Annotated in this window: 16 protein-coding genes; 10 read left to right on the forward strand and 6 right to left on the reverse strand. The window is 69.8% G+C overall.

Features of this window, described 5'->3' with window-relative positions; all coding sequences use genetic code 11:
* The first annotated feature begins 4 nt into the window (after positions 1-4).
* Positions 5-3520: a transcription-repair coupling factor gene (mfd, locus tag WCE39_RS01010; RefSeq protein WP_343274840.1), complete on the forward strand. Its 3516-nt coding sequence runs from the start codon at positions 5-7 to the stop codon at positions 3518-3520.
* Between the two features lie 389 nt (positions 3521-3909).
* Here the strand turns inward: mfd and WCE39_RS01015 are convergent, their stop codons facing one another.
* The 5 genes from WCE39_RS01015 to WCE39_RS01035 all read right to left on the reverse strand — a co-directional run bounded on the left by WCE39_RS01015 (position 3910) and on the right by WCE39_RS01035 (position 8280).
* On the reverse strand, positions 3910-4581 hold the full coding sequence (locus tag WCE39_RS01015) for a DNA-3-methyladenine glycosylase family protein (protein WP_343274841.1): 672 nt from the start codon (positions 4579-4581) through the stop codon (positions 3910-3912).
* 4 nt (positions 4582-4585) lie between these two features.
* The gene (locus WCE39_RS01020) at positions 4586-4963 is read right to left on the reverse strand and encodes a DUF423 domain-containing protein (RefSeq protein ID WP_343274842.1); all 378 of its coding nucleotides are present in this window, start codon (positions 4961-4963) and stop codon (positions 4586-4588) included.
* A gap of 102 nt (positions 4964-5065) precedes the next feature.
* A complete protein-coding gene (locus WCE39_RS01025) occupies positions 5066-6235 on the reverse strand; it encodes a polyketide cyclase (protein ID WP_343274843.1) in 1170 nt (389 codons plus the stop codon).
* A 150-nt stretch (positions 6236-6385) separates the two neighbouring features.
* Entirely contained in the window at positions 6386-7057 is a 672-nt protein-coding gene (locus tag WCE39_RS01030) for a response regulator transcription factor (protein ID WP_343274844.1), read from the reverse strand.
* Complete coding sequence (locus tag WCE39_RS01035) at positions 7054-8280, reverse strand: sensor histidine kinase (RefSeq protein WP_343274845.1); 1227 nt, start codon at positions 8278-8280, stop codon at positions 7054-7056. The genes WCE39_RS01030 and WCE39_RS01035 overlap by 4 nt, the downstream gene beginning before the upstream one ends.
* Before the next feature lie 182 nt (positions 8281-8462).
* Between WCE39_RS01035 and WCE39_RS01040 the strand changes: the two genes are divergently transcribed.
* The 9 genes from WCE39_RS01040 (at position 8463) to WCE39_RS01080 (ending at position 20855) form a co-directional block, all read left to right on the forward strand.
* Complete coding sequence (locus tag WCE39_RS01040) at positions 8463-9059, forward strand: GNAT family N-acetyltransferase (protein ID WP_343274846.1); 597 nt, start codon at positions 8463-8465, stop codon at positions 9057-9059.
* Positions 9059-9871: a septum site-determining protein MinC gene (gene minC, locus WCE39_RS01045; protein WP_343274847.1), complete on the forward strand. Its 813-nt coding sequence runs from the start codon at positions 9059-9061 to the stop codon at positions 9869-9871. The genes WCE39_RS01040 and minC overlap by 1 nt, the downstream gene beginning before the upstream one ends.
* 25 nt (positions 9872-9896) lie before the next feature.
* Positions 9897-10706, forward strand: a complete 810-nt coding sequence (gene minD, locus WCE39_RS01050; RefSeq protein WP_343274848.1) for a septum site-determining protein MinD — start codon at positions 9897-9899, stop codon at positions 10704-10706.
* Positions 10707-10709: 3 nt separating this feature from the next.
* Positions 10710-10976 (forward strand): cell division topological specificity factor MinE, encoded by a 267-nt coding sequence (gene minE, locus WCE39_RS01055; RefSeq protein WP_343274849.1) that lies wholly within the window; start codon positions 10710-10712, stop codon positions 10974-10976.
* Positions 10977-11154: 178 nt separating this feature from the next.
* Positions 11155-11574, forward strand: a complete 420-nt coding sequence (locus WCE39_RS01060; protein WP_343274868.1) for a hypothetical protein — start codon at positions 11155-11157, stop codon at positions 11572-11574.
* Between the two features lie 79 nt (positions 11575-11653).
* Positions 11654-13633 carry a M2 family metallopeptidase gene (locus tag WCE39_RS01065; protein WP_343274850.1) on the forward strand — a complete coding sequence of 660 codons (1980 nt, stop codon included), beginning with the start codon at positions 11654-11656 and terminating at the stop codon, positions 13631-13633.
* A 189-nt stretch (positions 13634-13822) separates the two neighbouring features.
* Entirely contained in the window at positions 13823-18448 is a 4626-nt protein-coding gene (locus WCE39_RS01070) for a hybrid sensor histidine kinase/response regulator (RefSeq protein ID WP_343274851.1), read from the forward strand.
* Entirely contained in the window at positions 18433-20196 is a 1764-nt protein-coding gene (locus WCE39_RS01075) for a response regulator (protein ID WP_343274852.1), read from the forward strand. Before WCE39_RS01070 ends, WCE39_RS01075 begins: the two co-directional genes overlap by 16 nt.
* Complete coding sequence (locus WCE39_RS01080) at positions 20193-20855, forward strand: sensor histidine kinase (protein WP_343274853.1); 663 nt, start codon at positions 20193-20195, stop codon at positions 20853-20855. Before WCE39_RS01075 ends, WCE39_RS01080 begins: the two co-directional genes overlap by 4 nt.
* Positions 20856-20878: 23 nt before the next feature.
* On the opposite strand, the gene WCE39_RS01085 is transcribed toward WCE39_RS01080, so the two are convergent.
* Positions 20879-22129 (reverse strand): multidrug effflux MFS transporter, encoded by a 1251-nt coding sequence (locus tag WCE39_RS01085; protein WP_343274854.1) that lies wholly within the window; start codon positions 22127-22129, stop codon positions 20879-20881.
* Positions 22130-22266 lie beyond the last annotated feature (137 nt).

Consider the following 22266-nt stretch of genomic DNA (forward strand, 5'->3'; position numbering starts at 1 on the left):
TTGAATGACCGACCAGACTCCCCCAGCCAGCTTCGCCCCCCTCCTGCTGCCCCGTCCCCCGCTGCCCGGCCCCGGGCGCCCGCGGGCGTGGTGGCGCACGCCGGCTTCGCGCTCGGCGCTGGCCTGGTTCGTGGCCGCGGCCGCGCGTGCCCACGACGGCGTGCTGTTGGCGGTGGCGCGCGACAACCACGCGGCGACCCAGATCGAGGCCGACCTGCGCACCCTGCTGGGCGCTGATCCCACGCTGCCGGTGCTCGGCTTCCCCGACTGGGAAACCCTGCCCTACGACCGCTTCAGTCCGCATCCCGAGATCGTCTCCCAGCGCCTGGCAACCCTGCGCCGGCTGCCGACCATGGATCGTGGCGTGCTGGTGGTGCCGGTGCAGACGCTGATGCAGCGCCTGCCGCCGCTGTCGTACGTCATCGGCAACAGCTTCGACCTGCGCGTGGGCCAGCGCCTGGACATGGACGCCGAGAAGCGCCGCCTGCAGGCCGCCGGCTACCGCAACGTGCCGCAGGTCTACGATCCCGGCGACTTCGCCGTCCGCGGCGCGCTGCTGGACGTCTATCCCATGGGCGAGGCGGCGCCGTTCCGCGTCGAACTGCTGGACGACGAGATCGACACCATCCGCGTCTTCGACCCCGAGAGCCAGCGCTCGCTGGACAAGGTCCTGGCGATCCAGCTGATGCCCGGCCGCGAAGTCCCGCTCGACGAGGCATCGCGCGCGCGGGCCCTGGACGCGCTGCGCGAGCGCTTCGACATCGATACCCGGCGCAGCGCGCTGTTCCAGGACCTGAAGGCCGGCGCGGCGCCGGCGGGCATCGAGTACTACCTGCCGCTGTTCTTCCCCGAGGGCGCCACCGCCACCCTGTTCGACTACCTGGGCGAGGCCGCCCTGCCGCTGGTGGACGAGGGTACGCCGGCCGCGGCCGATCACTTCTGGGCCCAGGCGGGCCAGCGCCACGAGCAGCACCGCCACGATGTCGAGCATCCCGTGCTGCCGCCCGGCGCGCTGTGGCTGGCACCGGACGACCTGCGCGCGCGCTTCAACGAGGCCCCGCGGATCGAGCTCGCCGGCGCCGACCATCCGCGCCACGCCGAGGCGGCGCGCCTGGGGGAACAGCCCGCGCCCGAACTCCCGGTGGCCGCGCGCCACGACGCCGCCGCGGCGCCGCTGAAGGACTTCCTCGGCAGCTATCCGGGACGCGTGCTGATCTCGGCCGACAGCGCCGGTCGTCGTGAGGCGCTGCTGGAAGTCCTCGACGCCGCCGCGCTGCGGCCCCAGGTGCTGCCCGACTTCCGCAGCTTCGTCACTGGCGGGGCGCGCTTCGCGATCGCCGTGGCGCCGCTGGAAGACGGCTTCGCGCTTGACGGCGACGGGTCCGGCGGCGGCGAGCCGCTGGTGGTGCTCACCGAACGCCAGCTGTTCCCCGAGCGTGCCACGCAGCCCCGCCGCCGCACGCGCGTCGGCCGCGAGCCCGAAGCGATCATCCGCGACCTCGGCGAACTGTCCGAAGGCTCGCCGATCGTGCACGAGGACCACGGCGTCGGCCGCTACCGCGGACTGGTGACGCTGGAGGCCGGCGGCATGCCCGCCGAGTACCTGGAGATCGAATACGCCAAGGGCGACCGCCTGTACGTGCCGGTCGCGCAGCTGCACCTGATCAGCCGCTACTCCGGCGCCTCGCCCGAAACCGCGCCGCTGCATTCCCTTGGCGGGGAACAGTGGACCAGGGCCAAGCGCAAGGCGGCCGAGAAGGTCCGCGACGTCGCCGCCGAGCTGCTCGAGATCCAGGCGAAGCGCCAGGCCCGCGCGGGGCTTGCGATCGACGTCGACCGCGGCCTGTACGAACCCTTCGCGGCCACCTTCCCGTTCGAGGAGACGCCGGACCAGCACTCGGCCATCGAGGCCGTGCTGCGCGACCTGCAGTCCTCCCAGCCGATGGACCGCGTGGTCTGCGGCGACGTGGGCTTCGGCAAGACCGAGGTCGCGGTGCGCGCGGCCTTCGCCACCGCCGCGGCCGGCAAGCAGGTCGCGGTGCTGGTGCCGACGACGCTGCTGGCCGAGCAGCACTACGCCAACTTCCGCGACCGCTTCGCCGACTGGCCGATCCGGGTCGAGGTGCTGTCGCGCTTCAAGTCGACGAAGGAGATCAAGGCCGAGCTGGAGAAGGTGGCCGAAGGCACGATCGACGTCATCGTCGGCACCCACCGCCTGCTGCAGAAGGACGTGCGCTTCAAGGACCTCGGGCTCGTGATCGTTGACGAGGAGCAGCGCTTCGGCGTGCGCCAGAAGGAGGCGCTGAAGGCGCTGCGCGCCAACGTGCACCTGCTCACGCTCACCGCCACGCCGATCCCGCGCACGCTCAACATGGCCATGGCCGGGCTGCGCGACCTGTCGATCATCGCCACCGCCCCGACCAACCGCCTGGCGGTGCAGACCTTCGTCGTGCCCTGGGACGACGCCCAGCTGCGCGAGGCCTTCGACCGCGAGCTTGCGCGCGGCGGCCAGCTGTTCTTCCTGCACAACGACGTCGAGTCGATCGGCCGCATGCAGCGGCAGCTGCAGGAACTGGTCCCCGAGGCGCGCATCGGCGTGGCCCACGGCCAGATGCCCGAGCGCGAGCTGGAGCGGGTGATGCTCGACTTCCAGAAGCAGCGTTTCAACGTGCTGCTGGCCTCGACCATCATCGAGTCCGGCATCGACATCCCCAATGCCAACACCATCATCATCAACCGCGCGGACAAGTTCGGCCTTGCCCAGCTGCACCAGCTGCGCGGCCGCGTCGGCCGTTCCCACCACCGCGCCTATGCCTACCTGGTGATCCCGGACAAGCGCTCGATCAGCGCGGACGCGCGCAAGCGCCTGGACGTGATCGCATCGATGGACGAGCTGGGCGCCGGCTTCACCCTGGCCACCCACGACCTCGAGATCCGCGGCGCCGGCGAGCTTCTGGGCGAGGACCAGAGCGGACAGATGGCCGAGATCGGCTTCAGCCTCTATACCGAGCTGCTGGAGCGCGCGGTGCGCAGCATCAAGCGCGGCGAGCTGCCCGACGTCGACGGCACCGCCTCGCGCGGCGCCGAGGCCGAGCTGCACGTGCCCGCCCTGATCCCCGACGACTACCTGCCGGACGTGCACGCGCGACTGACGCTGTACAAGCGCATCAGCTCCGCCCGCGACGCCGAGGCGCTGCGCGAGCTGCAGGTGGAGATGATCGACCGCTTCGGCCTGCTGCCCGACCCGGTGAAGTACCTGTTCGCGATCGCGGAGCTGAAGCAGCGCGCAACCGGCCTGGGCATCCGCAAGATCGACATCGGCACCAGCGGCGGGCGGGTCCAGTTCGTCGAGAAGCCCGCGATCGACCCGATGGCGATCATCAACCTGGTCCAGGGCCAGCCGAAGAGCTACCGCATGGACGGCCCCGACAAGCTCCGCCTCACCCTGGAACTGCCGACACCCGAAGAACGCCTCCAGGCCGCCCGCGGTCTGTTGTCCGTCCTCGCCCCCAGCCCCTGACTACATCTTCCCGGTGGGAGCGGCTATCGCCGCGATCGAAAGGCCTGGAAAAGCGTTTGCCACGGATTTACGCGGGTAAGGGCGGATTTACACGGATAGAGCGAAAAAGGCTCAAAAGCGAGAGCTTTTTTGCCACGGATTTACGCGGATTACGCGGATTGGGCCGGGGCCAGCGCGGAGAGGCGCTTCGCACCGGTTCCTTATTCCTTCCAAACGGGTGCTTGGCGAGGCGGGCTGGATGCGTCCTGGGCAACACGCTTGCCTCAACCAGATCCGCGTAATCTGCGTAAATCCGTGGCAAGAAAGCTCTTCTCAGTTTTCTGCCCTTTCGCTCTATCCGTGTAAATCCGCCCTTACCCGCGCAAATCCGTGGCAAAAAGCTTTCCGCCTCAGCCCTGGGAGCGATTGGTCGGGGTCACTGTGGCGGCGGAGTCGGCGATGCGCCACAGGTACAGGGCGGCATGCGTGCGGTATGGCCCCCAGCGCTCGCCCCGGGCCGCGAGTTCGCGCGGCTTCGGCATGTCCTCCGTGCGATCCACCAGCTGGGCACCCTTGCGGATGCCGAGGTCGTCGACCGGCAACACGTCCGGGCGGCCGAGCCGGAACATCAGCATCATCTCGACCGTCCAGCGGCCGATGCCGCGGATCGGCACCAGCGCCGCGACGATGGCGTCGGCGTCCATGACCGACATCCGCCGCAGGTCGGGGATCTCGCCGCGGGCCTCGCGTGCCGCCAGGTCGCGCAGGGCCAGGGCCTTGTTGCCGGAGACCCCGCAGGCGCGCAGGGTCGCATCGTCGATGCGGCCGAGGGTATCGCCGTGCAGGCGCGAGCTGCCGATGGCCGCCTCCACGCGCCCCACGATCGTCGACGCCGCCTTGCCGCTGAGTTGCTGGAACAGGATCGCCCGCGCCAGCGCGTCGACCGGGTCGAACGTGCGCCGCCACCTCGGATCGGGGTCGATCGGGCCCAGGCGCCGCACCCAGGTGCCCAGGCGGCGGTCGCGGCGCGCCAGCCAGGCTTCGGCTTCGATGGTGTCGTACCCCCGGGAGAACCTGGGCATCGTCTCAGCGCCGCACTGCGGAAACGGCGTGGGCGAGCCATCCGAGGATCGTCAGGCCGCCGCCCGCCGGTGCCAGCCGCGTCGGCAGGCCGAAAAAATGTGCGCCGGCCAGCGAACCCGCGAACAGCAGCACGCCCAGCAACAGCGCCCACAGGCCCATCGTGGCCAGGCGTCCGCGCGCGCGTGGCGCCAGCGCCGCCAGGGCCAGTCCGTGGCCGAAGGCGAACGCGGCCGCCAGGCCGAGGCGCATCCCCGCGTCCGGACCCGTGGCATGCGATGCGTATGCGGCCAGCGCCACCGCAACCGCCGCCAGCAGCGCCCCCGCGGCAGCAAGCATGCGGATGCCCGCGGGCCTGGTACGGGCGTAATCGGCGTGGATCATCGCGTGCTGCTCCTTAAAAAGCAGAACGCCGCATCCAGGGATGCGGCGTTCTGCGTGGCATATCATTCATCCGGCCTCGCGGCTCAGCGCTTCACTCGCGGCTCAGCGCTTCAGGTTCCAGAACACCTTGAACTGGCCTTCGGCGGTGAACGCGGCATCGATGCCGTTGACGTAGTACTCGTACGGCCGGCCGATCGCCTCCTCGCCCTGGGTCATCGCCCAGGCACGGGTGGCGTTGCGCGCCGCGTCGAGTTCGGCCATGTAGCCCTTGTAGTCGCCGCGGGCCACGTACACCGGCTCGCTGCGGACATAGGTGACCGGGCCCTGCAGCTTGATCGAATCCTCGTCGAGGGCGTCCGACGGAGCCACAACGAACGCCGGTGCGGCGGGTGCGGCCTCGCCTTCGCCCTCGTCCGCGGCCTGGTCGCCGGCGGCATCGGTGCCGGCCTCGTCGGCGGCGCCGGTGCCCTTGCGACGCACGGCCTGGACCACGTCGAAGGTGTAGGTCTCACGCGCGAACTCGGTGGTGACGATGCGCACCGGGCCGACCGCCTCCAGGTCGCTCTCGGCCATGGTGCGGTTGATCCACTCCACGTTGTCCTTCATCGCCTTCTTGATGATCTCGTTGTTGCGTTCGATCGCACCGGCGTTGACCACCAGCAGGTTCTCGGCCGGGATCTCGGCGAACTCGAGGTTGGTCAGGGTCGACCCGTCCACGCGGTAGTCGAAGTTCGGCACCGAGGCCAGCATGTTGGACAGGCGGCCCAGGCCGAGCTTCATCGTGTCGCCGATGTTGCGGCTGACGTACAGGCCCGCGTAGCGGCCGAGCAGGTTCCAGCCGTACTCGACGCTGTAGTTCTGGGTGATCTCGACGTTGCGGCCGCCGCGACCGGTCGGCTTCAGGGTGAAGCTGGTCTGCTTGTTGGAGCCGCGCTTGCTGTCGTCGATCTTGTAGACCACGCGCTCGTCGTGATCGGACTCGACGATTTCCCAGCTGCCCTTGCCCACGCCGGACACTTCCGAGTCGTAGTCGATGCGGGCGCCGACGCCGGAATCCGGACCCGAGCGGTTCAGCTTGACCTGGCCCAGCGCAAAGGGATGCCAGTCGTCGAAGCGCTTGAAGCTGTTGAGCGTGTCGAACACGATCGCCGGCTTGCGATTGGTCTCGACGCTTTCGGTCAGGGAGCGGCTGGACGGCAGCAGCACGCCGACGACGATGAACAGCACGGCGACGATCGCCATGGAAATCAGGAGCTCGAGCAAACGGGTCATTCAGGGTTCTCCGGGACCAGGACCGGCCGAGGCCGGGGCGCAGACCGGCAATCCTAGCAAGTTTGCCCGCGCCGCCGCGACCTTTGCAGCGCGCTTTTTTGATATCCGCCCGCCGCCCGCGCGCCGTGCATGCCGCGCGCGCCCGGCGGCTCAGACCAGCTGCAGCTCGAAGGCCTTGAGCACGGCCCGCGTCCGGTCGCGCACCCCCAGCTTGCTGAGGATGTTGGACACGTGGTTCTTGATCGTTCCCTCGGCCACGCCCAGCGAGTTCGCAATCTCCTTGTTGGAGAACCCCGACGCCATCAGGCGCAGGATTTCGGTCTCGCGGTCGGTCAGCGGATCCGGGCGGTCCAGGCTGACGAAATCGTTGCGCATGTGCTCCAGGCCCGACAGCAGGCGCTGGGTCACGGCCGGCTGCACCAGCGATCCGCCGCCGGCCACCGTGCGGATCGCCCCCACCAGCTGCTCCAGGGACACGTCCTTGAGCAGGTAGCCCTTGGCCCCGGCCTTGAGCCCGGCCAGTACCAGCTGGTCGTCGTCGAAGGTGGTGAGGATGATCGTCGGCGGCAGGGTCCCGGCCTGGGACAGGGCCTGCAGCGCCTCCAGGCCCGACATCGCCGGCATGCGCATGTCCATCAGCACCACGTCGGGGGCGAACTGCGGGATCATTTCCACCGCCTGGCGGCCGTCCACGGCCTCGGCGACCACTTCGATGCCGCCGTCGAGCGCGAGCAGCGAGCGGATGCCCTGGCGGACCAGGGTCTGGTCATCGACCAGGCACACGCGGATGGCGCGCTGGGGATCGCTGCTAACGGTGGTCATGGAGCCTCCGTGGTGATGGCTGGCGCGCCGGGCGGTCCCGCCACGGGCATCGCGATGTCGGGAACGTCGTCGGTGGGCAGCCGCAGGCGCAGGGTGAAGCCCTGCCCCGGTGCGGTCTCGGCGTCGACCTCGCCACCATACGCCGACAGCCGCTCGCGCATGCCGCGCAGGCCGTTGCCGGCGGTGAAGCCGTCGGCGCCGCGACCGTCGTCGCGGGCCACCAGGTGGACCGCGCCACGGTCGAGGCGGTACTGCAGCTGCAGCACGTTGGCCTGGGCGTGGCGCACCGCGTTGGTGATGATTTCCTGGGTGCAGCGCAGCAGCACGTGGGCGCGCTCCGGATCCTCCATCGGGAACGGCCGCGGCAGGCGCATCTCGACCTGCAGGCCGGGCACGTTGCCCACCAGCGGTTCCAGGGTGGCGGCCATGTCGATGGTCTCGTTGCCGCGGATCTGGCTGACCGCCTCGCGCACGTCCGAGAGCAGCAGCCTCGCCAGCGTGTGGGCCTGGCCCACGTGCTCCTGCGCCTTGCCGCTGGTCAGGTGGTTGGCCACCTCCAGGTTCAGGCTGAGCGCGGTCAGGTGGTGGCCCAGCAGGTCATGCAGCTCGCGCGAGATCCGCGTGCGCTCGTTGACGCGGACGCTTTCCGCCAGCAGGGCGCGGGTCGCGCGCAGCTCCGCATTCAGCCGGCGCTGCTCGTCGCGGGCCTGGGCCTGCTGGCGGGCCACCAGGCCGGTGACGAAGGCGAAGCCGGTGAAACCGACGTACAGGCTGGCCTGCAGGATGGCCTCGCCCCAGGAGAAATCGAAGCCGCGCACGTAGACCGGAACGATCACGAACTCGCACAGCACCAGCAGGGCCACGCCCTGCCAGACCGGAAGCAGCCACGGCAGCACGCTGGCCACCACCATCAGCAGGATGCTGCCCAGCCCGCTCTGGCTGTAGTAGCTGATCGCGATGGCGCCGCCGGCCAGGCCCGCCAGCAGCACCCGGTCCACCGCCCCGACCCGCTGCCGCCCGAGGCCGCGGGTCAGCCAGGCGTAGCTGGCGCCGAAGACTGCCCAGGCCAGCCAGGCGCGGATGGCCCCGGGGGCGGCCGGCACGGGCACGCCCTCGCGGTCGGCTTGAGGAATGGTCAGCAGCAGCAGCGGCAGGCCGATCACCGCCCAGGTGAACAGTCCCGCGTACCGCAGCAGCCGATTGTGGTCGAAGCGCTGGAGCATGGCTGCATGGTAGGCGCAAGCGCCCCCGGGGCTACGGTCCGGAAGTCATGCCCGCGCGCGGCCGCGGGTGTGGCCATGCGATCCGGCCATGCGATAATGGCCACTGTCGCCGTACGGGCGCCGCTGGCCCATGCGCCGCGCGCGCTGCGTTGACGGTCATTGGCCACACCACGGAGTCTGGAATGTCGATTGTCGTCCGCGACGTGCGCGAGCACGAGCTGGATTCCGTCCTTGCCCTGAACAATGCCGCCGGTCCGTCGATCCTGCCCCTGGATGCGGCCCGCGTGCGCCACTTCCACGACACCGCGGACTACTTCCGGGTCGCCGAACGCGACGGCACGCTGGCCGGCTTCCTGGTGGGCTTCGGCTCGCGGCGCGGGCACGACAGCAGCAACTTCCACTGGTTCGCCGAGCGCCACCCGGAATTCATGTACATCGACCGGGTGGTGGTCGCCAGCCGCCGTCGCGGCGGTGGCGTCGGCCGCACCATCTATGCCGATGTCCAGGGCTACGCCGAGCTGCGCTATCCGGTGCTGGCCTGCGAAGTCCTGATCGAGCACGACAGCGATCCCGCGCGCATCTTCCACGGCAGCTTCGGCTTCCGCGAGGTCGGCCAGCACGTGATGCCCGACACCGGCATCCGCGCTTCAATGCTGACCAAGGACCTCTGCAGCTACGCCTGGGTCCGCGACACCTACGGCGACGACCTGCCCGATGTCCCCTGGCTGGTCCAGCCGCGGCCCACCGGCCAGGCCCACCTCGCGACGGGCACCCGCTGATGGCGGGCACCCCGGGCGCGCCGGCCGCGAACTTCGAACCCGCCGGCGAGCTCAAGATCGGCCAGGTCGGGATCGCCAACCTGCGCATCCGCACCCTCGACATCGATCGCCTGGCCTCTGAAATGCGCGAGCGCGTCCAGCGCGCGCCCAAGCTGTTCGCCCGCGGCGCGGTGGTGATCGATTTTGGTGGCCTGGCCGCGCTTCCGGACGCGGCCACCGCGCATGCCCTGCTCGCGGCGCTGCGCGACGCCGGTGCGCTGCCCGTGGCCCTGGCCTGGGGCAACAGCGAGAACGAACAGCTGGCGGTCGAACTGGGCCTGCCGCTGTTGGCCCGGTTCCGCGCGCAGTACGAGCCGGCCGGCGCGCCGGAGGCCGCGCACGAGCCCGCGCCTGCCGCACGCCGGCCCGCGGCCGCCGACCGGTCCGAGCCGGAGCCCGCCGCACCGGCCGCGCCCGCCACGCCGGCCGCGGCGCAGGCAGGCGGCCCGGGCGTGGTCCAGACCACTGCGGTACGCTCCGGCCAGCAGGTCTATGCCGACAATCGCGACCTCACCGTGCTGGCCGCCGTGGGCGCCGGGGCCGAGGTCATCGCCGACGGCTCGATCCACATCTACGGCGCATTGCGTGGGCGTGCACTGGCAGGCGCGCAGGGCAACGCGAAGGCACGTATCTTCTGCCGCGAGTTCCATGCCGAACTCGTGGCGGTCGCCGGACACTACAAGGTGCTGGAAGACATCCCCGCCGACCTGCGCGGCAAGGCCGTGCAGGTGTGGCTGGATGGCGACCAGCTGAAAATAGCAGCGCTCGACTGAGCAGCGCGCACACAGGAGATAGACTTTGGCCGAGATCATCGTAGTCACGTCCGGCAAGGGCGGCGTCGGCAAGACCACCACCAGCGCGAGCCTGGCCTGCGGCCTGGCCCGGCGCGGCAAGAAGACCGCCGTCATCGACTTCGACGTCGGCCTGCGCAACCTCGACCTGATCATGGGCTGCGAGCGCCGCGTGGTGTACGACTTCGTCAACGTGACCCAGGGCGAGGCCACACTGAAGCAGGCGATGATCAAGGACAAGCGCTTCGACAACCTGTTCGTGCTCGCCGCGTCGCAGACGCGCGACAAGGACGCGCTGAACCGCGAAGGCGTGGAGAAGGTGCTCAAGGAGCTCGACGCCGACGGCTTCGACTACATCGTCTGCGACTCGCCCGCCGGCATCGAGAAGGGCGCGTTCCTGGCGATGTACTACGCCGACCAGGCGGTGGTCGTGGTCAACCCCGAGGTGTCCTCGGTGCGCGACTCCGACCGCATCATCGGCCTGCTGGACTCCAAGACCCGCAAGGCCGAGGCCGGCGAAACGATCACCTCGCACCTGCTGCTGACCCGCTACAACCCGGCGCGCGTGGAAACCGGGGAAATGCTTTCCATCACCGACGTGGAAGACGTGCTGGGGCTGAAGACCATCGGCGTGATCCCTGAGTCCGGCGACGTGCTCAACGCATCCAACAAGGGCGAGCCGGTCATCCTGGACATGGAGTCGAATGCCGGCCAGGCCTATGACGACGCCGTCGCGCGCATCATCGGCGACGAGCGCCCGATGCGGTTCACACAGCTGGAGAAGAAGGGTTTCTTCAGCAAGCTGTTCGGGGGTTGAGGCATGGGCATGTTTGATTTTCTCAAGGTCAAGAAGAACACCGCGTCGATCGCCAAGGAGCGCCTGCGCATCATCGTGGCCCAGGAGCGCAGCTCCCGCGGCGCGCCCGATTACCTGCCGCTGCTGCAGCGCGAGCTGCTCGAGGTGATCCGCAAGTACGTCAGCGTCGACATCGACGCGGTCAAGGTGGACCTGACCAAGGACGGCGAGCACGACGTGCTCGACATCACCGTCGCCCTGACCGACGAACAACGCGCCTCGGCGGGCTGAGCCCGCCGTTGTGGACACCGCGGATGGTGTGGGGGCGGCTGAGCTGACCGTTGCGGACACCGCGGATGGTGTGGGAGCGGCCATGGCCGCGATCCCGGATGCCTCGATCGCGGCTATAGCCGCTCCCACCGAGGGGGCGGCGGGGGTGTTGGTCCTGGGCGAGATTGCATTTGCGGAGATGGCAGGGCTGCTTTCGCGGCACGGGCTGGAGCTTGGGCATGTCGAGGACGGCGCGGCGATCCCGGGCAGTTACTGGGGCGAGCCGGAGGCCGGGATCATTGGCAACACCGTCTACGCGCGCGCGGACACGCCCGTGCACTCACTGCTGCACGAAGCCTGCCACCTGATCGTGCTGCCGCCCGAACGGCGCGCCCAGGTGCATACCGACGCCACCGACTCGGTGCCCGAGGAAGACGCGACCTGCTACCTGCAGATCCTCCTGGCCGACGCCCTGCCCGCGGTCGGCCGCGACCGCCTGATGGCCGACATGGATGCCTGGGGCTACAGCTTCCGCCTCGGCTCCACCCGCGCCTGGTTCGAACGCGACGCCGACGACGCCCGCGCCTGGCTGGACGTCCGCGGCCTGCTGCCGGGCTGAGCCGCACTTGCGGGTGCCGCACCCGCCCACTAGCCTGCGGGGGTTTCGCGCCGCCAGCAGGCGCCATCGGAGATCCGCAGTGAAGCCACGCACCCGCCTTGCCCTTGCCGTCGCCACCGCGCTGGTCCTTGCCGCGTGCTCGCGGACGCCTTCCACCGCGCCAGGTCCGGACGGCACGCCGTCGCAGGCCCAGCTGGAGAAGGAAACCGCGGATGAATTCGTCGCGCGGGTCAACGACGAGCTCGCCGAGCTGATGCCCGAACTGACGGCCTCGCAGTGGGTCGCCTCGACATACAGCAACGACGACAGCGAACTGCTCGCATCGAAGGGCAACGAACGCTACCTGGCCCGCACCCAGCAATGGGTCGAGCAGTCGCGCCGCTTCGAGGGCAAGGAGATGTCGCCGGCCACCGAGCGCGCGATCAGCCTGCTCAAGCTCGGCACATCGATGCCGCCGCCGCGCGACCCGGCAAAGCTGTCCGAGCTGACCCGGCTGGCCAGCAGGATGGAAGGCACCTACGGCCGCGGCGAGTACTGCACCGGCGAGGGCGATGCCCGTTCCTGCCGCCAGCTCGGCGCGCTCGAGGACGTGCTGCGCAACAACCGCGACTACGACGCCCAGCTCGACGCCTGGCAAGGCTGGCACACCATCTCGGTGCCGATGCGCGAGGACTACGCGCGCTTCGCCGAGCTGGTCAACGAGGGCGCGCGCGACCTCGGCTTCGCCGACGCCGGCGAACTCTGGCGCGCCGGCTACGACATGACCCCGGCCGAACTCTCCACCGAGACCGACCGCCTCTGGAGCCAGGTCGAGCCGCTGTACGAACAACTGCACTGCTACGCCCGCACCCGCCTGGAAGCCGAATACCCCGGCCGCGGCTCGATCAACGGCATGCTGCCGGCCCACCTGACCGGCAACATGTGGCAGCAGGACTGGAGCAATCTCTGGTCGCTGCTGGCGCCCTACCCGCAGGCCGGCCAGCTCGACGTCAGCGGTGCCCTGGAGCGCCAGTACCAGGCCACGCTCAACGAGGCGCTGGTGCGCGAGAACGCGCTGCTTGAAACCGACCAGCGCGCCGAGGTCGCCCACGCGGCGCGCCTCGAGCATGCCAAGGCCATGACCCGCCAGGCCGAAGGGTTCTATACATCGCTCGGCATGCCGGCGCTGCCGGAAAGCTATTGGCAGAAGACCCAGTTCATCAAGCCGCGCGACCGCGACGTGGTCTGCCACGCCAGCGCCTGGCAGATGAACGCCGACGCCACCGACGTGCGCACCAAGATGTGCATCAAGCCCAACGAGGAAGACTTCACCACGATCTACCACGAGCTGGGGCACGTCTATTACTACTTGGCCTACGGCAAGCAGCCCCCGCTGTTCCAGAACGGCGCGCACGACGGCTTCCACGAAGCCATAGGCGACACCATCGAACTGGCCATGACCCCCGGCTACCTGCAGTCGATCGGGCTGGTGGAAGGCCAGGCGCCGGGCGAGGAAGCGCTGATCAACGCGCAGATGCGCATGGCGCTGTCCAAGGTCGCCTTCCTGCCCTTCGGCCTGATGATCGACCGCTGGCGCTGGGGCGTGTTCGACGGCTCGATCACCCCGGACAACTACAACACGTCGTGGTGGGACCTGAAGGCCCGCTACCAGGGCGTGGCCCCGGCCACGCCGCGGGGCGAGGAGTTCTTCGACCCGGGCGCCAAGTACCACGTGCCGGGCAACACGCCGTACACGCGCTACTTCCTCTCGCACGTGCTGCAGTTCCAGTTCTACAAGGCGCTGTGCGACGCCGCCGGCCACGACGGCCCCCTGTACGCGTGCACCTTCGCCGGCAACCAGGCCGCGGGCGGGAAGTTCTGGGCAATGCTGTCCAAGGGCAACAGCCAGCCCTGGCAACAGACGATGGAGGAGCTCACCGGCGGCGAAACCATGGACGCCTCCGCGGTGCTGGAGTACTTCGAGCCGCTGCAGGCCTGGCTGGTGCAGCAGAACGAGGGCAAGACCTGCGGCTGGCAGGCGTCCGCCGCGCCTGCATCCAGCGCCCCCGCCGCGCGCTAGCGGGCAGGTACGCCCGCGCAGTCGCGCGGGCGTGACCGACTTGTGAACGCCCCGCGCATGCCCAGGTCGTAAGGTTCCCCGTCGGGTCCGGGGGATCCGAGGGAACAGGGGACCAGGGTGACGGAAATATCGCAGGCGCAGCGCGGCGCCGCACGCTCGGACACGCCGTGCGGCGGTGCCCGCGATCCGATGCGCATGATGCTCTCGGCCCTGCAGGCCGTGGCGCAGGGTGACTTCAGCGTCGAACTGCCCGGCCACTGGGAGGGCCTGGACGGCCGGCTGGCCGATGCCTTCAACGCCGTGGTGCGCAGCAACCGGGGGCTGGCTCACGAACTCGCCCGCGTGGGCGAGAAGGTCGGGCGCGAAGGCCTCACGCGGCAGCGGATCGCGCTGCCGAACCGGCACGGCGGTTGGGGCGACATGGAGGACTCGGTCAACGAACTGGTCGACGACCTCGTCCGGCCGGTCGCCACGATCACCGAAGCCATTGCCGGCGTCGCCAAGGGCGACCTCACGCGCAGTGTGCCTCTCGACGCGAACGGCCGGCGGCTGCAGGGCGAATTCATGCGCTCGGCGACCATCGTCAACCGCATGATCGAACAGATGGGCGAGTTCAGCTCCGAGGTCACGCGCGTGGCGCTCGAGGTCGGGACCGCCGGCCGCCTCGGTGGCCAGGCGAAGGTGGAGGGCGTCTCCGGCGTCTGGAAGGAGCTCACCGACTCCGTCAACCAGATGGCGTCGAACCTCACCGCGCAGGTGCGCAACATCTCGGAGGTGACCATCGCGGTCGCCAACGGCGACCTTTCGCGCAAGATCACCGTGGACGTGCGTGGCGAAATCCTCCAGCTGAAGGAGGCCATCAACACCATGGTCGACCAGCTGCGCGGCTTCGCCTCGGAGGTCACGCGCGTGGCGCGCGAGGTCGGCACCGAGGGCAAGCTCGGCAACCAGGCGATCGTGCCCGGCGTCGCCGGCACCTGGAAGGATCTCACCGATTCGGTCAACGCGATGGCGTCCAACCTCACCAGCCAGGTGCGCAACATCGCCGAAGTCACCACCGCGGTCGCGCGCGGCGACCTGTCGCGCAAGATCGCGGTCGACGCGCAGGGCGAGATCCTGCAGCTCAAGGACACCATCAACACGATGGTCGACCAGCTCAACGGCTTCGCGGCCGAGGTCACCCGCGTGGCCCGCGAGGTCGGCACCGAGGGCAAGCTCGGCGGCCAGGCGCAGGTGCCCGACGTCGCCGGCACCTGGAAGGACCTTACCGACCACGTCAACTCGATGGCGTCGAACCTCACCAGCCAGGTGCGCAACATCGCCGAGGTGACCACGGCTGTCGCGCGTGGCGACCTCTCGCGCAAGATCACCGTGGACGTGCGCGGCGAGATCGCCGAGCTCAAGGACACCATCAACACCATGGTGGACCAGCTCAACAGCTTCGCCGCCGAAGTGACGCGCGTCGCGCGCGAGGTCGGCACCGAGGGCAAGCTGGGCGGCCAGGCCCAGGTGCGCGGCGTGGACGGCACCTGGGCCGACCTGACCGACTCGGTCAACGCGATGGCATCCAACCTGACCAGCCAGGTGCGCAACATCGCCGAGGTCACCACCGCGGTCGCGCGCGGCGACCTGTCGCGCAAGATCGCGGTCGACGCGCAGGGCGAGATCCTGCAGCTGAAGGACACCATCAACACGATGGTGGACCAGCTCAACGGCTTCGCGGCCGAGGTCACGCGCGTGGCGCGCGAGGTCGGCACCGAGGGCGAGCTGGGCGGCCAGGCGCAGGTGCCCGGCGTGGCCGGCATCTGGAAGGACCTCACCGACAACGTCAACTCGATGGCGTCCAACCTGACCACGCAGGTACGCAACATCGCCGAGGTCACCACCGCGGTGGCGCGCGGCGATCTGTCGCGCAAGATCGCGGTCGATGCGCAGGGCGAGATCCTGCAGCTGAAGGACACCATCAACACGATGGTCGACCAGCTCAACGGCTTTGCCGCGGAAGTGACGCGCGTGGCGCGCGAGGTCGGCACCGAGGGCAAGCTCGGCGGCCAGGCGCAGGTGCCGGGCGTGGCCGGTACCTGGAAGGACCTCACCGACAACGTCAACTCCATGGCGACCAACCTGACGACCCAGGTGCGCAACATCGCCGAGGTGGCGACCTCGGTGGCCCGGGGCGACCTGTCGCGCAAGATCGCGGTTGATGCGCAGGGCGAGATCGCGCAGCTGAAGGACACGCTCAACACGATGGTCGACCAGCTGAACGGATTTGCCGCCGAGGTCACCCGCGTGGCGCGCGATGTCGGCACCGAGGGCAAGCTCGGCGGCCAGGCGCAGGTGCCTGGCGTGGCCGGCACCTGGAAGGACCTCACCGACAACGTCAACTCGATGGCCACCAACCTCACGGCCCAGGTGCGCGGCATCGCCAAGGTGGTGACCGCGGTGGCCACCGGCGACCTGAAGCAGAAGCTCACCGTGGAAGCCAAGGGGGAGATCGCGGAGCTTGCCGACACCATCAACAGCATGACCGATACCCTGGCGATCTTCGCCGACCAGGTGACCACGGTCGCGCGCGAGGTCGGCGTCGAAGGCCGCCTCGGCGGCCAGGCGCACGTGCCGGGCACCGCCGGCATCTGGAAGAACCTCACCGCCAACGTCAACCAGCTGGCCGCAAACCTCACCACCCAGGTGCGTGCCATCGCCGAGGTCGCCACGGCGGTGACCCAGGGCGACCTGACCCGCTCGATCACGGTCGATGTCCGCGGCGAACTCGCCGACCTCAAGGACAACATGAACCTGATGATCGGCACCCTGCGCGCGACCACCGAAAGCAGCAGCGAGCAGGACTGGCTGAAGACCAACCTCGCCAAGTTCAGCGGCATGATGCAGGGGCAGCGCGACCTGGCGACGCTCGGCCAGATGCTGCTGTCGGAACTCGCGCCACTGGTCGACGCGCAGCAGGGCCTGATCTACGTGGTCGAGGCCGACGATGCCAGCCGCCACCCGCGGCTGCGCCAGCTCGCCCGCTATGCCGATGCCCCGGGCGCACTGCACCCGGGCACGCTGGCCCTGGGCGAGGGTCTGGTCGGGCAGTGCGCGGCGGAAGGCCGGCTGATCCTGATCGATGACCTGCCGCCCGGCTCGGTGCAGATTGCCTCCGGACTGCTCAATGCCGTGCCGAAAAGCGTGATCGTGCTTCCGGTGCTGTTCGAGAAGCAGGTCAAGGCAGTGCTGGAACTGGCCTCGTTGACCGGATTCACAGCTTCGCAGCGCATCTTCCTCGAGCAGCTGTCGGGCAGCATCGGCATCGTCCTCAACACCATTGAATCGACGATGCGCACCGAGCGCCTGCTGTCCCAGTCGCAGCAGCTCGCCGGCGAGCTGCAGACGCAGCAGGACGAGCTGCAGCAGACCAACGAGGAGATCGCGCTGAAGGCGCACATGCTCGCCGAGCAGAAGGCCGAGGTCGAACAGAAGAACCAGCAGATCGAGCACGCCAGGCGCGAACTCGAGGAGAAGGCGGCCGAACTCGCCCTCACCTCCCGCTACAAATCCGAGTTCCTTGCCAACATGTCGCACGAGCTGCGCACGCCGCTGAACTCGATCCTGATCCTCGGGCAGCAGCTGGCAGAAAACCCGGAAGCCAACCTCAACGGACGCCAGGTGGAGTTCGCCAAGACCATCCACGCCGCCGGAACCGACCTGCTGAACCTGATCAGCGACATCCTCGACCTGTCGAAGATCGAGTCCGGCACCGTGACCGTGGAAAGCGAGAGCGTCCGCTTCACGCACCTCCGCGACAGCCTAATGCGCGCATTCCGGCACGAGGCCGAGCGGCGCGAACTCGAGTTCACGATCGAGGTCGACCCGGGGCTGGGCCCAACCCTGAGCACCGACCCCAAGCGCCTGCAGCAGATCCTCAAGAACCTGCTCTCGAACGCCTTCAAGTTCACGCCCCAGGGCAGCGTGCGCATGCGCGCCTACCAGGCCTCGTCCGGGTGGTCGCCTGCCCATGACGTGCTCGGCGCCGCCGACACCGTGGTCGCGATCGAGGTCAGCGACTCCGGCATCGGGATCTCGGCGGACAAGCAGAGGATCGTGTTCGAAGCCTTCCAGCAGGCTGATGCCGGCACCTCGCGGCAGTATGGCGGCACCGGCCTGGGCCTTGCGATCAGCCGCGAACTCGCCGGCCTGCTCGGTGGCGAGTTGCAGTTGCACAGCACGCGCGGCAGCGGCAGCGTCTTCACCCTGTACCTCCCGCTGCACTATGCGGGCGCCGATCGCACCCACAGCCTGCGCGCGGCGCAGGCGCTGCTGGCGGCGCCCGCCCCCGCCGGGGCGCCGGCCGCGGCACACGACCCGGCGAGCGGGGACCGGATGCTTCACCCTGCCGCCGCCGAGCCGCCCGTGGCCACGCAGGCCCAGGCCTCCAACGAGGTCCTGGCCGACAAGCGCGTGCTGGTGGTCGATGATGACGTGCGCAACATCTTCGCGATGTCGAGCGTGCTCGAACGCCATGGCATGCAGGTGCTCACCGCGGGCACCGGCCAGGAGGCGATCGCCGTGGTCGCCGGCGACGACGGCATCGCCATGGTGCTGATGGACATCATGATGCCGGGCATGGACGGCTACGAGACGATGCACAGGATCCGGCACCTGCCGGGTTCGCACTCGCTCCCGATCGTGGCCATCACCGCCAAGGCCATGAAGGGCGACCGCGAAAAGTGCCTTGAAGCCGGTGCCTCGGACTACCTGGCGAAGCCCGTCGTGACCGACGAACTGCTGGGGGTGCTGCGACAGTGGCTGAATCGCTGACCCGTTCGCGGCGCGCCGGCACCCCGGTGTCGCCGGCCGGGGCTCCGGTGCGGATCCTGCTGGTCGACGACCAGCCGGCGCGGCTGCTGACGTACCAGGCGATCCTGGAGCCGCTGGGTGAATGCCTGGTGCGGGCGAATTCGGGCCGCGACGCGCTGCGATTGCTGATGCAGGACGACTACGCGCTGATCCTCCTCGACGTCAACATGCCCGACATGGACGGCTTCGAGACCGCAAGCCTGATCCACCGGCATCCGCGCTACGAGAAGACGCCGATCATCTTCGTGACCGCGGTCAACATCTCGGACATGGACCGCCTGCAGGGCTACCAGCTTGGCGCGGTCGACTACGTCATGGTGCCGGTGATTCCGGAAATCCTGCGCAGCAAGGTCGAGGTGCTGGTCGAGCTGTACCGCAAGCGGCGCGAGCTGGAACTGCTCAACGCCAGCCTGGCGGCGCGCAACCAGGAGCTGCAGCGGGAGAAAGCGCGCGAACTCGAGGGCCTCAACGAGTCATTGCGGCTGGCCAACGAGGCGCTGGCCAGCCGCAACGCGGAGCTGCAGAACGAAGTGTCGGAGCGTGCGCGCGCCGAGGAACGCCTGCGTGGCGTCGACCACCGCAAGAACGTCTTCCTTGCGACCCTGGCGCACGAGTTGCGCAATCCGCTGGCGCCGCTGCAGAACGCGCTCAACATCCGGCGGCTCGAGGCGGGCGGCGACGGCGATCCGCTGCAGGCCACGATGGAACGCCAGCTGGCGCTGCTGGTGCGGCTGATCGACGACCTGCTCGACATCGCCCGCATCAGCCAGGGCAAGCTCGCGCTGCGCCGGTCAAGCACCGACCTCGCCGACGTGCTCACTGCGGCCGTGGAAGTCGCGCAACCCTGGATCGACGCAGGCGGGCACCGCTTCCGGATCTCGCTGCCGGCGCAGCAGGTGCTGTTGCACGCCGACCACGCGCGGCTGGCCCAGGTCTTCGCCAACCTGCTGAACAACGCCGCCAAGTACTCGGACCCCGAGGGCCTGATCGAACTCGAGGCAGGCCTGGACGCAGGGCTGGACGAGGCGGTGATCACGGTGCGCGACCGCGGCATCGGACTGGCCGACGACCAGCTCACGGCGGTGTTCGATGTCTTCCGCCAGGTCGATACGACCATGGAACGCTCGCATGGCGGCCTCGGCATCGGCCTCACCCTGGTGCAGAAGATCGTCGAGATGCACGATGGCCGGGTGCAGGTGGAGAGCGCGGGCCTGGGCTCCGGCTGCACGTTCCGGGTGCGCCTGCCGCTGCGCAGTCACCAGCAAGCCGGGGCGCCCGACGCCGCGGCCGCGGAAGAGGCGGCACCCGCCCCCGACGCGCGACCGGCTGCCATTACCCGCGTGCTCGTGGTCGATGACAACCGGGACGCCGCCAGCACGCTGGCGATGATGGTGCGGGTGCTGGGCCACGAGGTGGCGCAGGTCCACGACCCGCTGCTGGTGGAAGCCGAGGTGGAGCGCTTCGCCCCGGACCTGGTGTTCCTCGACATCGGCATGCCCGGGCGCAGCGGCTACGACATCGCCCGCCGGCTGCGCGAGGAGCGCGGCCCGGAGGTACTGGGCATCGTCGCCGTCACCGGCTGGGGGCAGCCGGCCGATCGCCAGCGCACCCGCGAGGCGGGCTTCGACGAGCACCTGGTGAAGCCGCCCCCGCTGGACGCGATCCGCCGCCTGTGCGCCCGCGCGGACCGGCCGGAGCCATGCGCATGAGCACGCCGCCCGCCAGGCCCTGGATGGATCGCCTCGCGCACGACCTGCGCGGCCCCCTGTCACCGATGCAGACCGCGGTCCACCTGCTGCGCGACGCCCGCGTCGGCGGGGCCGAGCGCGAGGAGCTCTTCGCCGTCCTGGAGCGCCAGGTCCAGCGGCTGGCGGGGATGATCGACGAGTTCGACGACCTCACGCGCGCCGGGCAGGGTCGCCTGCTCGCCAGCGAGGAGTCGATGGACCTCGAACTGCTGGTGGCCGACGCCGCGGCCCGCCTCGGCGCCCGCGCCCCACAGGTCGGCTTCGCCCCGGGAACCGGGCGCCTCAGGATCCGCGGCGATGCCCATCGCCTCGCCCAGCTGTTCCATTCCCTGCTCGGCCTCCAGCTGTCACGCAATGATAGCGACGCGGTGCAGGCGCATATCGCTGCCGAGGGGGGGCGCCTGCGCATGGTGTGTGCGGTGCGCTGCCGCGACGCCTCCGATGCGCTGGTGGCGTCGCTGCTGACGTCACCGCACCCGGATCCACCGGACGAGGCGCTGGGACTCCGCCTGGTGATCGCGAGCGCGATCGCCGAGGCGCACGGCGGCAGCGTGACCGGCCACGCCACGGCCCACGACACGGCTGAAGTCACGCTCGAACTGCCGATTGGCGATCGCTGAATCCGCGGCCGCGGCCGCCGGCTTCAGACGTGTTCCGCCGGATCCGGCATTCCCGGGGCGCACTGCCCCTCGGGCAGGCGCCTGGTCCGGTCGCGCTCCAGGCGCCACACCAGCCAGCCGGCAAGCGTGAACGCGGCCCCGGCCAGCGCCAGCGTCAGCATCGAACCGCTGACCATTGGCGACAGCAGGCCAGCGACCACAGCGTTCAGCGCCAGGCTGGTGAACGCCTGCAGCGACGAGGCCGAACCGCGCTGGCGCGGGTACATGTCCAGGATCGCCAGGGTCAGCACCGGGAACACCAGGGCCGCGCCGAATGCGCACAGCGCCGCCGGCAGCACCGCCCAGGGCACCGCGGGCACGTCCACCAGCAGGCCGTAGGCGACGTTGGCCACCGCCGCCAGGCCGCAGCAGGCGAAGCCGATGTTGACCTGCACGGCGTGCGGCATGCGCCCCGCCACCCGGCCGGAGGTGAAAGCACCCAGCATCATCCCGCCGATCATCGGGCCGAAGAACCAGGCGAAGCTGCGCTCGTCGAGCCGCAGCAGGTCGAGCACGAAGGCCGGCGCCGAGGCGATGTACAGGAACAGCGCCGAGAAGTTCAGCGCGCCTGCGGCCGCCAGCCGCTGGAAGCGCCGGTTGGCGAAGATCAGCACGTAGTCGCGCAGCATCCGCCGCGGCACCGGCGCGCTGCGGCTTTCTGCGGGATGGGTTTCAGGCAGCCACATCCAGGTCGCCGCCAGCAGCAGCACGCCGAAGCCGACCAGGAACCAGAAGATGTCGTGCCAGTGTCCCCATCCCAGGATCCAGCCGCCGATCACCGGCGCGATGGCGGGCGCGATGCCGAAGATCATCGATACCTGGCTCATCAGCCGCTGCGCGTCGTCGCCATCGAACAGGTCGCGGATCACCGCGCGACCCACGATCAGGCCCACGCCCGCCGACAGGCCCTGCAGGGCCCGGAACGCAAGCATCGTCGCCAGGTCGTTGGCCAGCGCGCAGCCCACCGATGCGGCGATGAAGACCACGAGCCCCGCCAGGATCACCCGCCGCCGGCCCAGCGCGTCCGACATCGGCCCGTGCACCAGGCTCATCAGCGCATAGGCCACCAGGTAGGCGCTGATGGTCTGCTGCATCGCCAGCTTGTCGGCGCCCAGCGCCTCGCCCATCACCGGGAAGGCCGGGAAAATGGCGTCGATCGAGAACGGGCCGAACATCGACAGCCCCGCCAGCAGCAAGGCCAGCCGGCCGGTGGATTTGGGCAGATGCGGGGGCATGGGCGGGCGCCGGCAGGCCGACGGGATGAAGGCGGGCCGGCAAGGATACCGGCTCCCCCCCGTCGCTGTAGGAGAGGCTCCTGTGGGGGCGGGGGGGGCAGGGAGGGGGCGACTCGAGGTTTGGGAGCTTTCCCCCA

Source organism: Luteimonas yanweni (assembly GCF_039548475.1).
Taxonomy (GTDB): Bacteria; Pseudomonadota; Gammaproteobacteria; order Xanthomonadales; family Xanthomonadaceae; genus Luteimonas.

Bases quoted from the DNA above. Each gene is read 5' to 3' on its own strand.
- mfd (WP_343274840.1), top strand. From the start codon at position 5: ATGACCGACCAGACTCCCCCAGCCAGCTTCGCCCCCCTCCTGCTGCCC.
- WCE39_RS01015 (WP_343274841.1), bottom strand. From the start codon at position 4,581: ATGCCCAGGTTCTCCCGGGGGTACGACACCATCGAAGCCGAAGCCTGG.
- WCE39_RS01020 (WP_343274842.1), bottom strand. From the start codon at position 4,963: ATGATCCACGCCGATTACGCCCGTACCAGGCCCGCGGGCATCCGCATG.
- WCE39_RS01025 (WP_343274843.1), bottom strand. From the start codon at position 6,235: ATGACCCGTTTGCTCGAGCTCCTGATTTCCATGGCGATCGTCGCCGTG.
- WCE39_RS01030 (WP_343274844.1), bottom strand. From the start codon at position 7,057: ATGACCACCGTTAGCAGCGATCCCCAGCGCGCCATCCGCGTGTGCCTG.
- WCE39_RS01035 (WP_343274845.1), bottom strand. From the start codon at position 8,280: ATGCTCCAGCGCTTCGACCACAATCGGCTGCTGCGGTACGCGGGACTG.
- WCE39_RS01040 (WP_343274846.1), top strand. From the start codon at position 8,463: ATGTCGATTGTCGTCCGCGACGTGCGCGAGCACGAGCTGGATTCCGTC.
- minC (WP_343274847.1), top strand. From the start codon at position 9,059: ATGGCGGGCACCCCGGGCGCGCCGGCCGCGAACTTCGAACCCGCCGGC.
- minE (WP_343274849.1), top strand. From the start codon at position 10,710: ATGGGCATGTTTGATTTTCTCAAGGTCAAGAAGAACACCGCGTCGATC.
- WCE39_RS01060 (WP_343274868.1), top strand. From the start codon at position 11,155: ATGGCAGGGCTGCTTTCGCGGCACGGGCTGGAGCTTGGGCATGTCGAG.
- WCE39_RS01070 (WP_343274851.1), top strand. From the start codon at position 13,823: ATGCGCATGATGCTCTCGGCCCTGCAGGCCGTGGCGCAGGGTGACTTC.
- WCE39_RS01080 (WP_343274853.1), top strand. From the start codon at position 20,193: ATGAGCACGCCGCCCGCCAGGCCCTGGATGGATCGCCTCGCGCACGAC.
- WCE39_RS01085 (WP_343274854.1), bottom strand. From the start codon at position 22,129: ATGCCCCCGCATCTGCCCAAATCCACCGGCCGGCTGGCCTTGCTGCTG.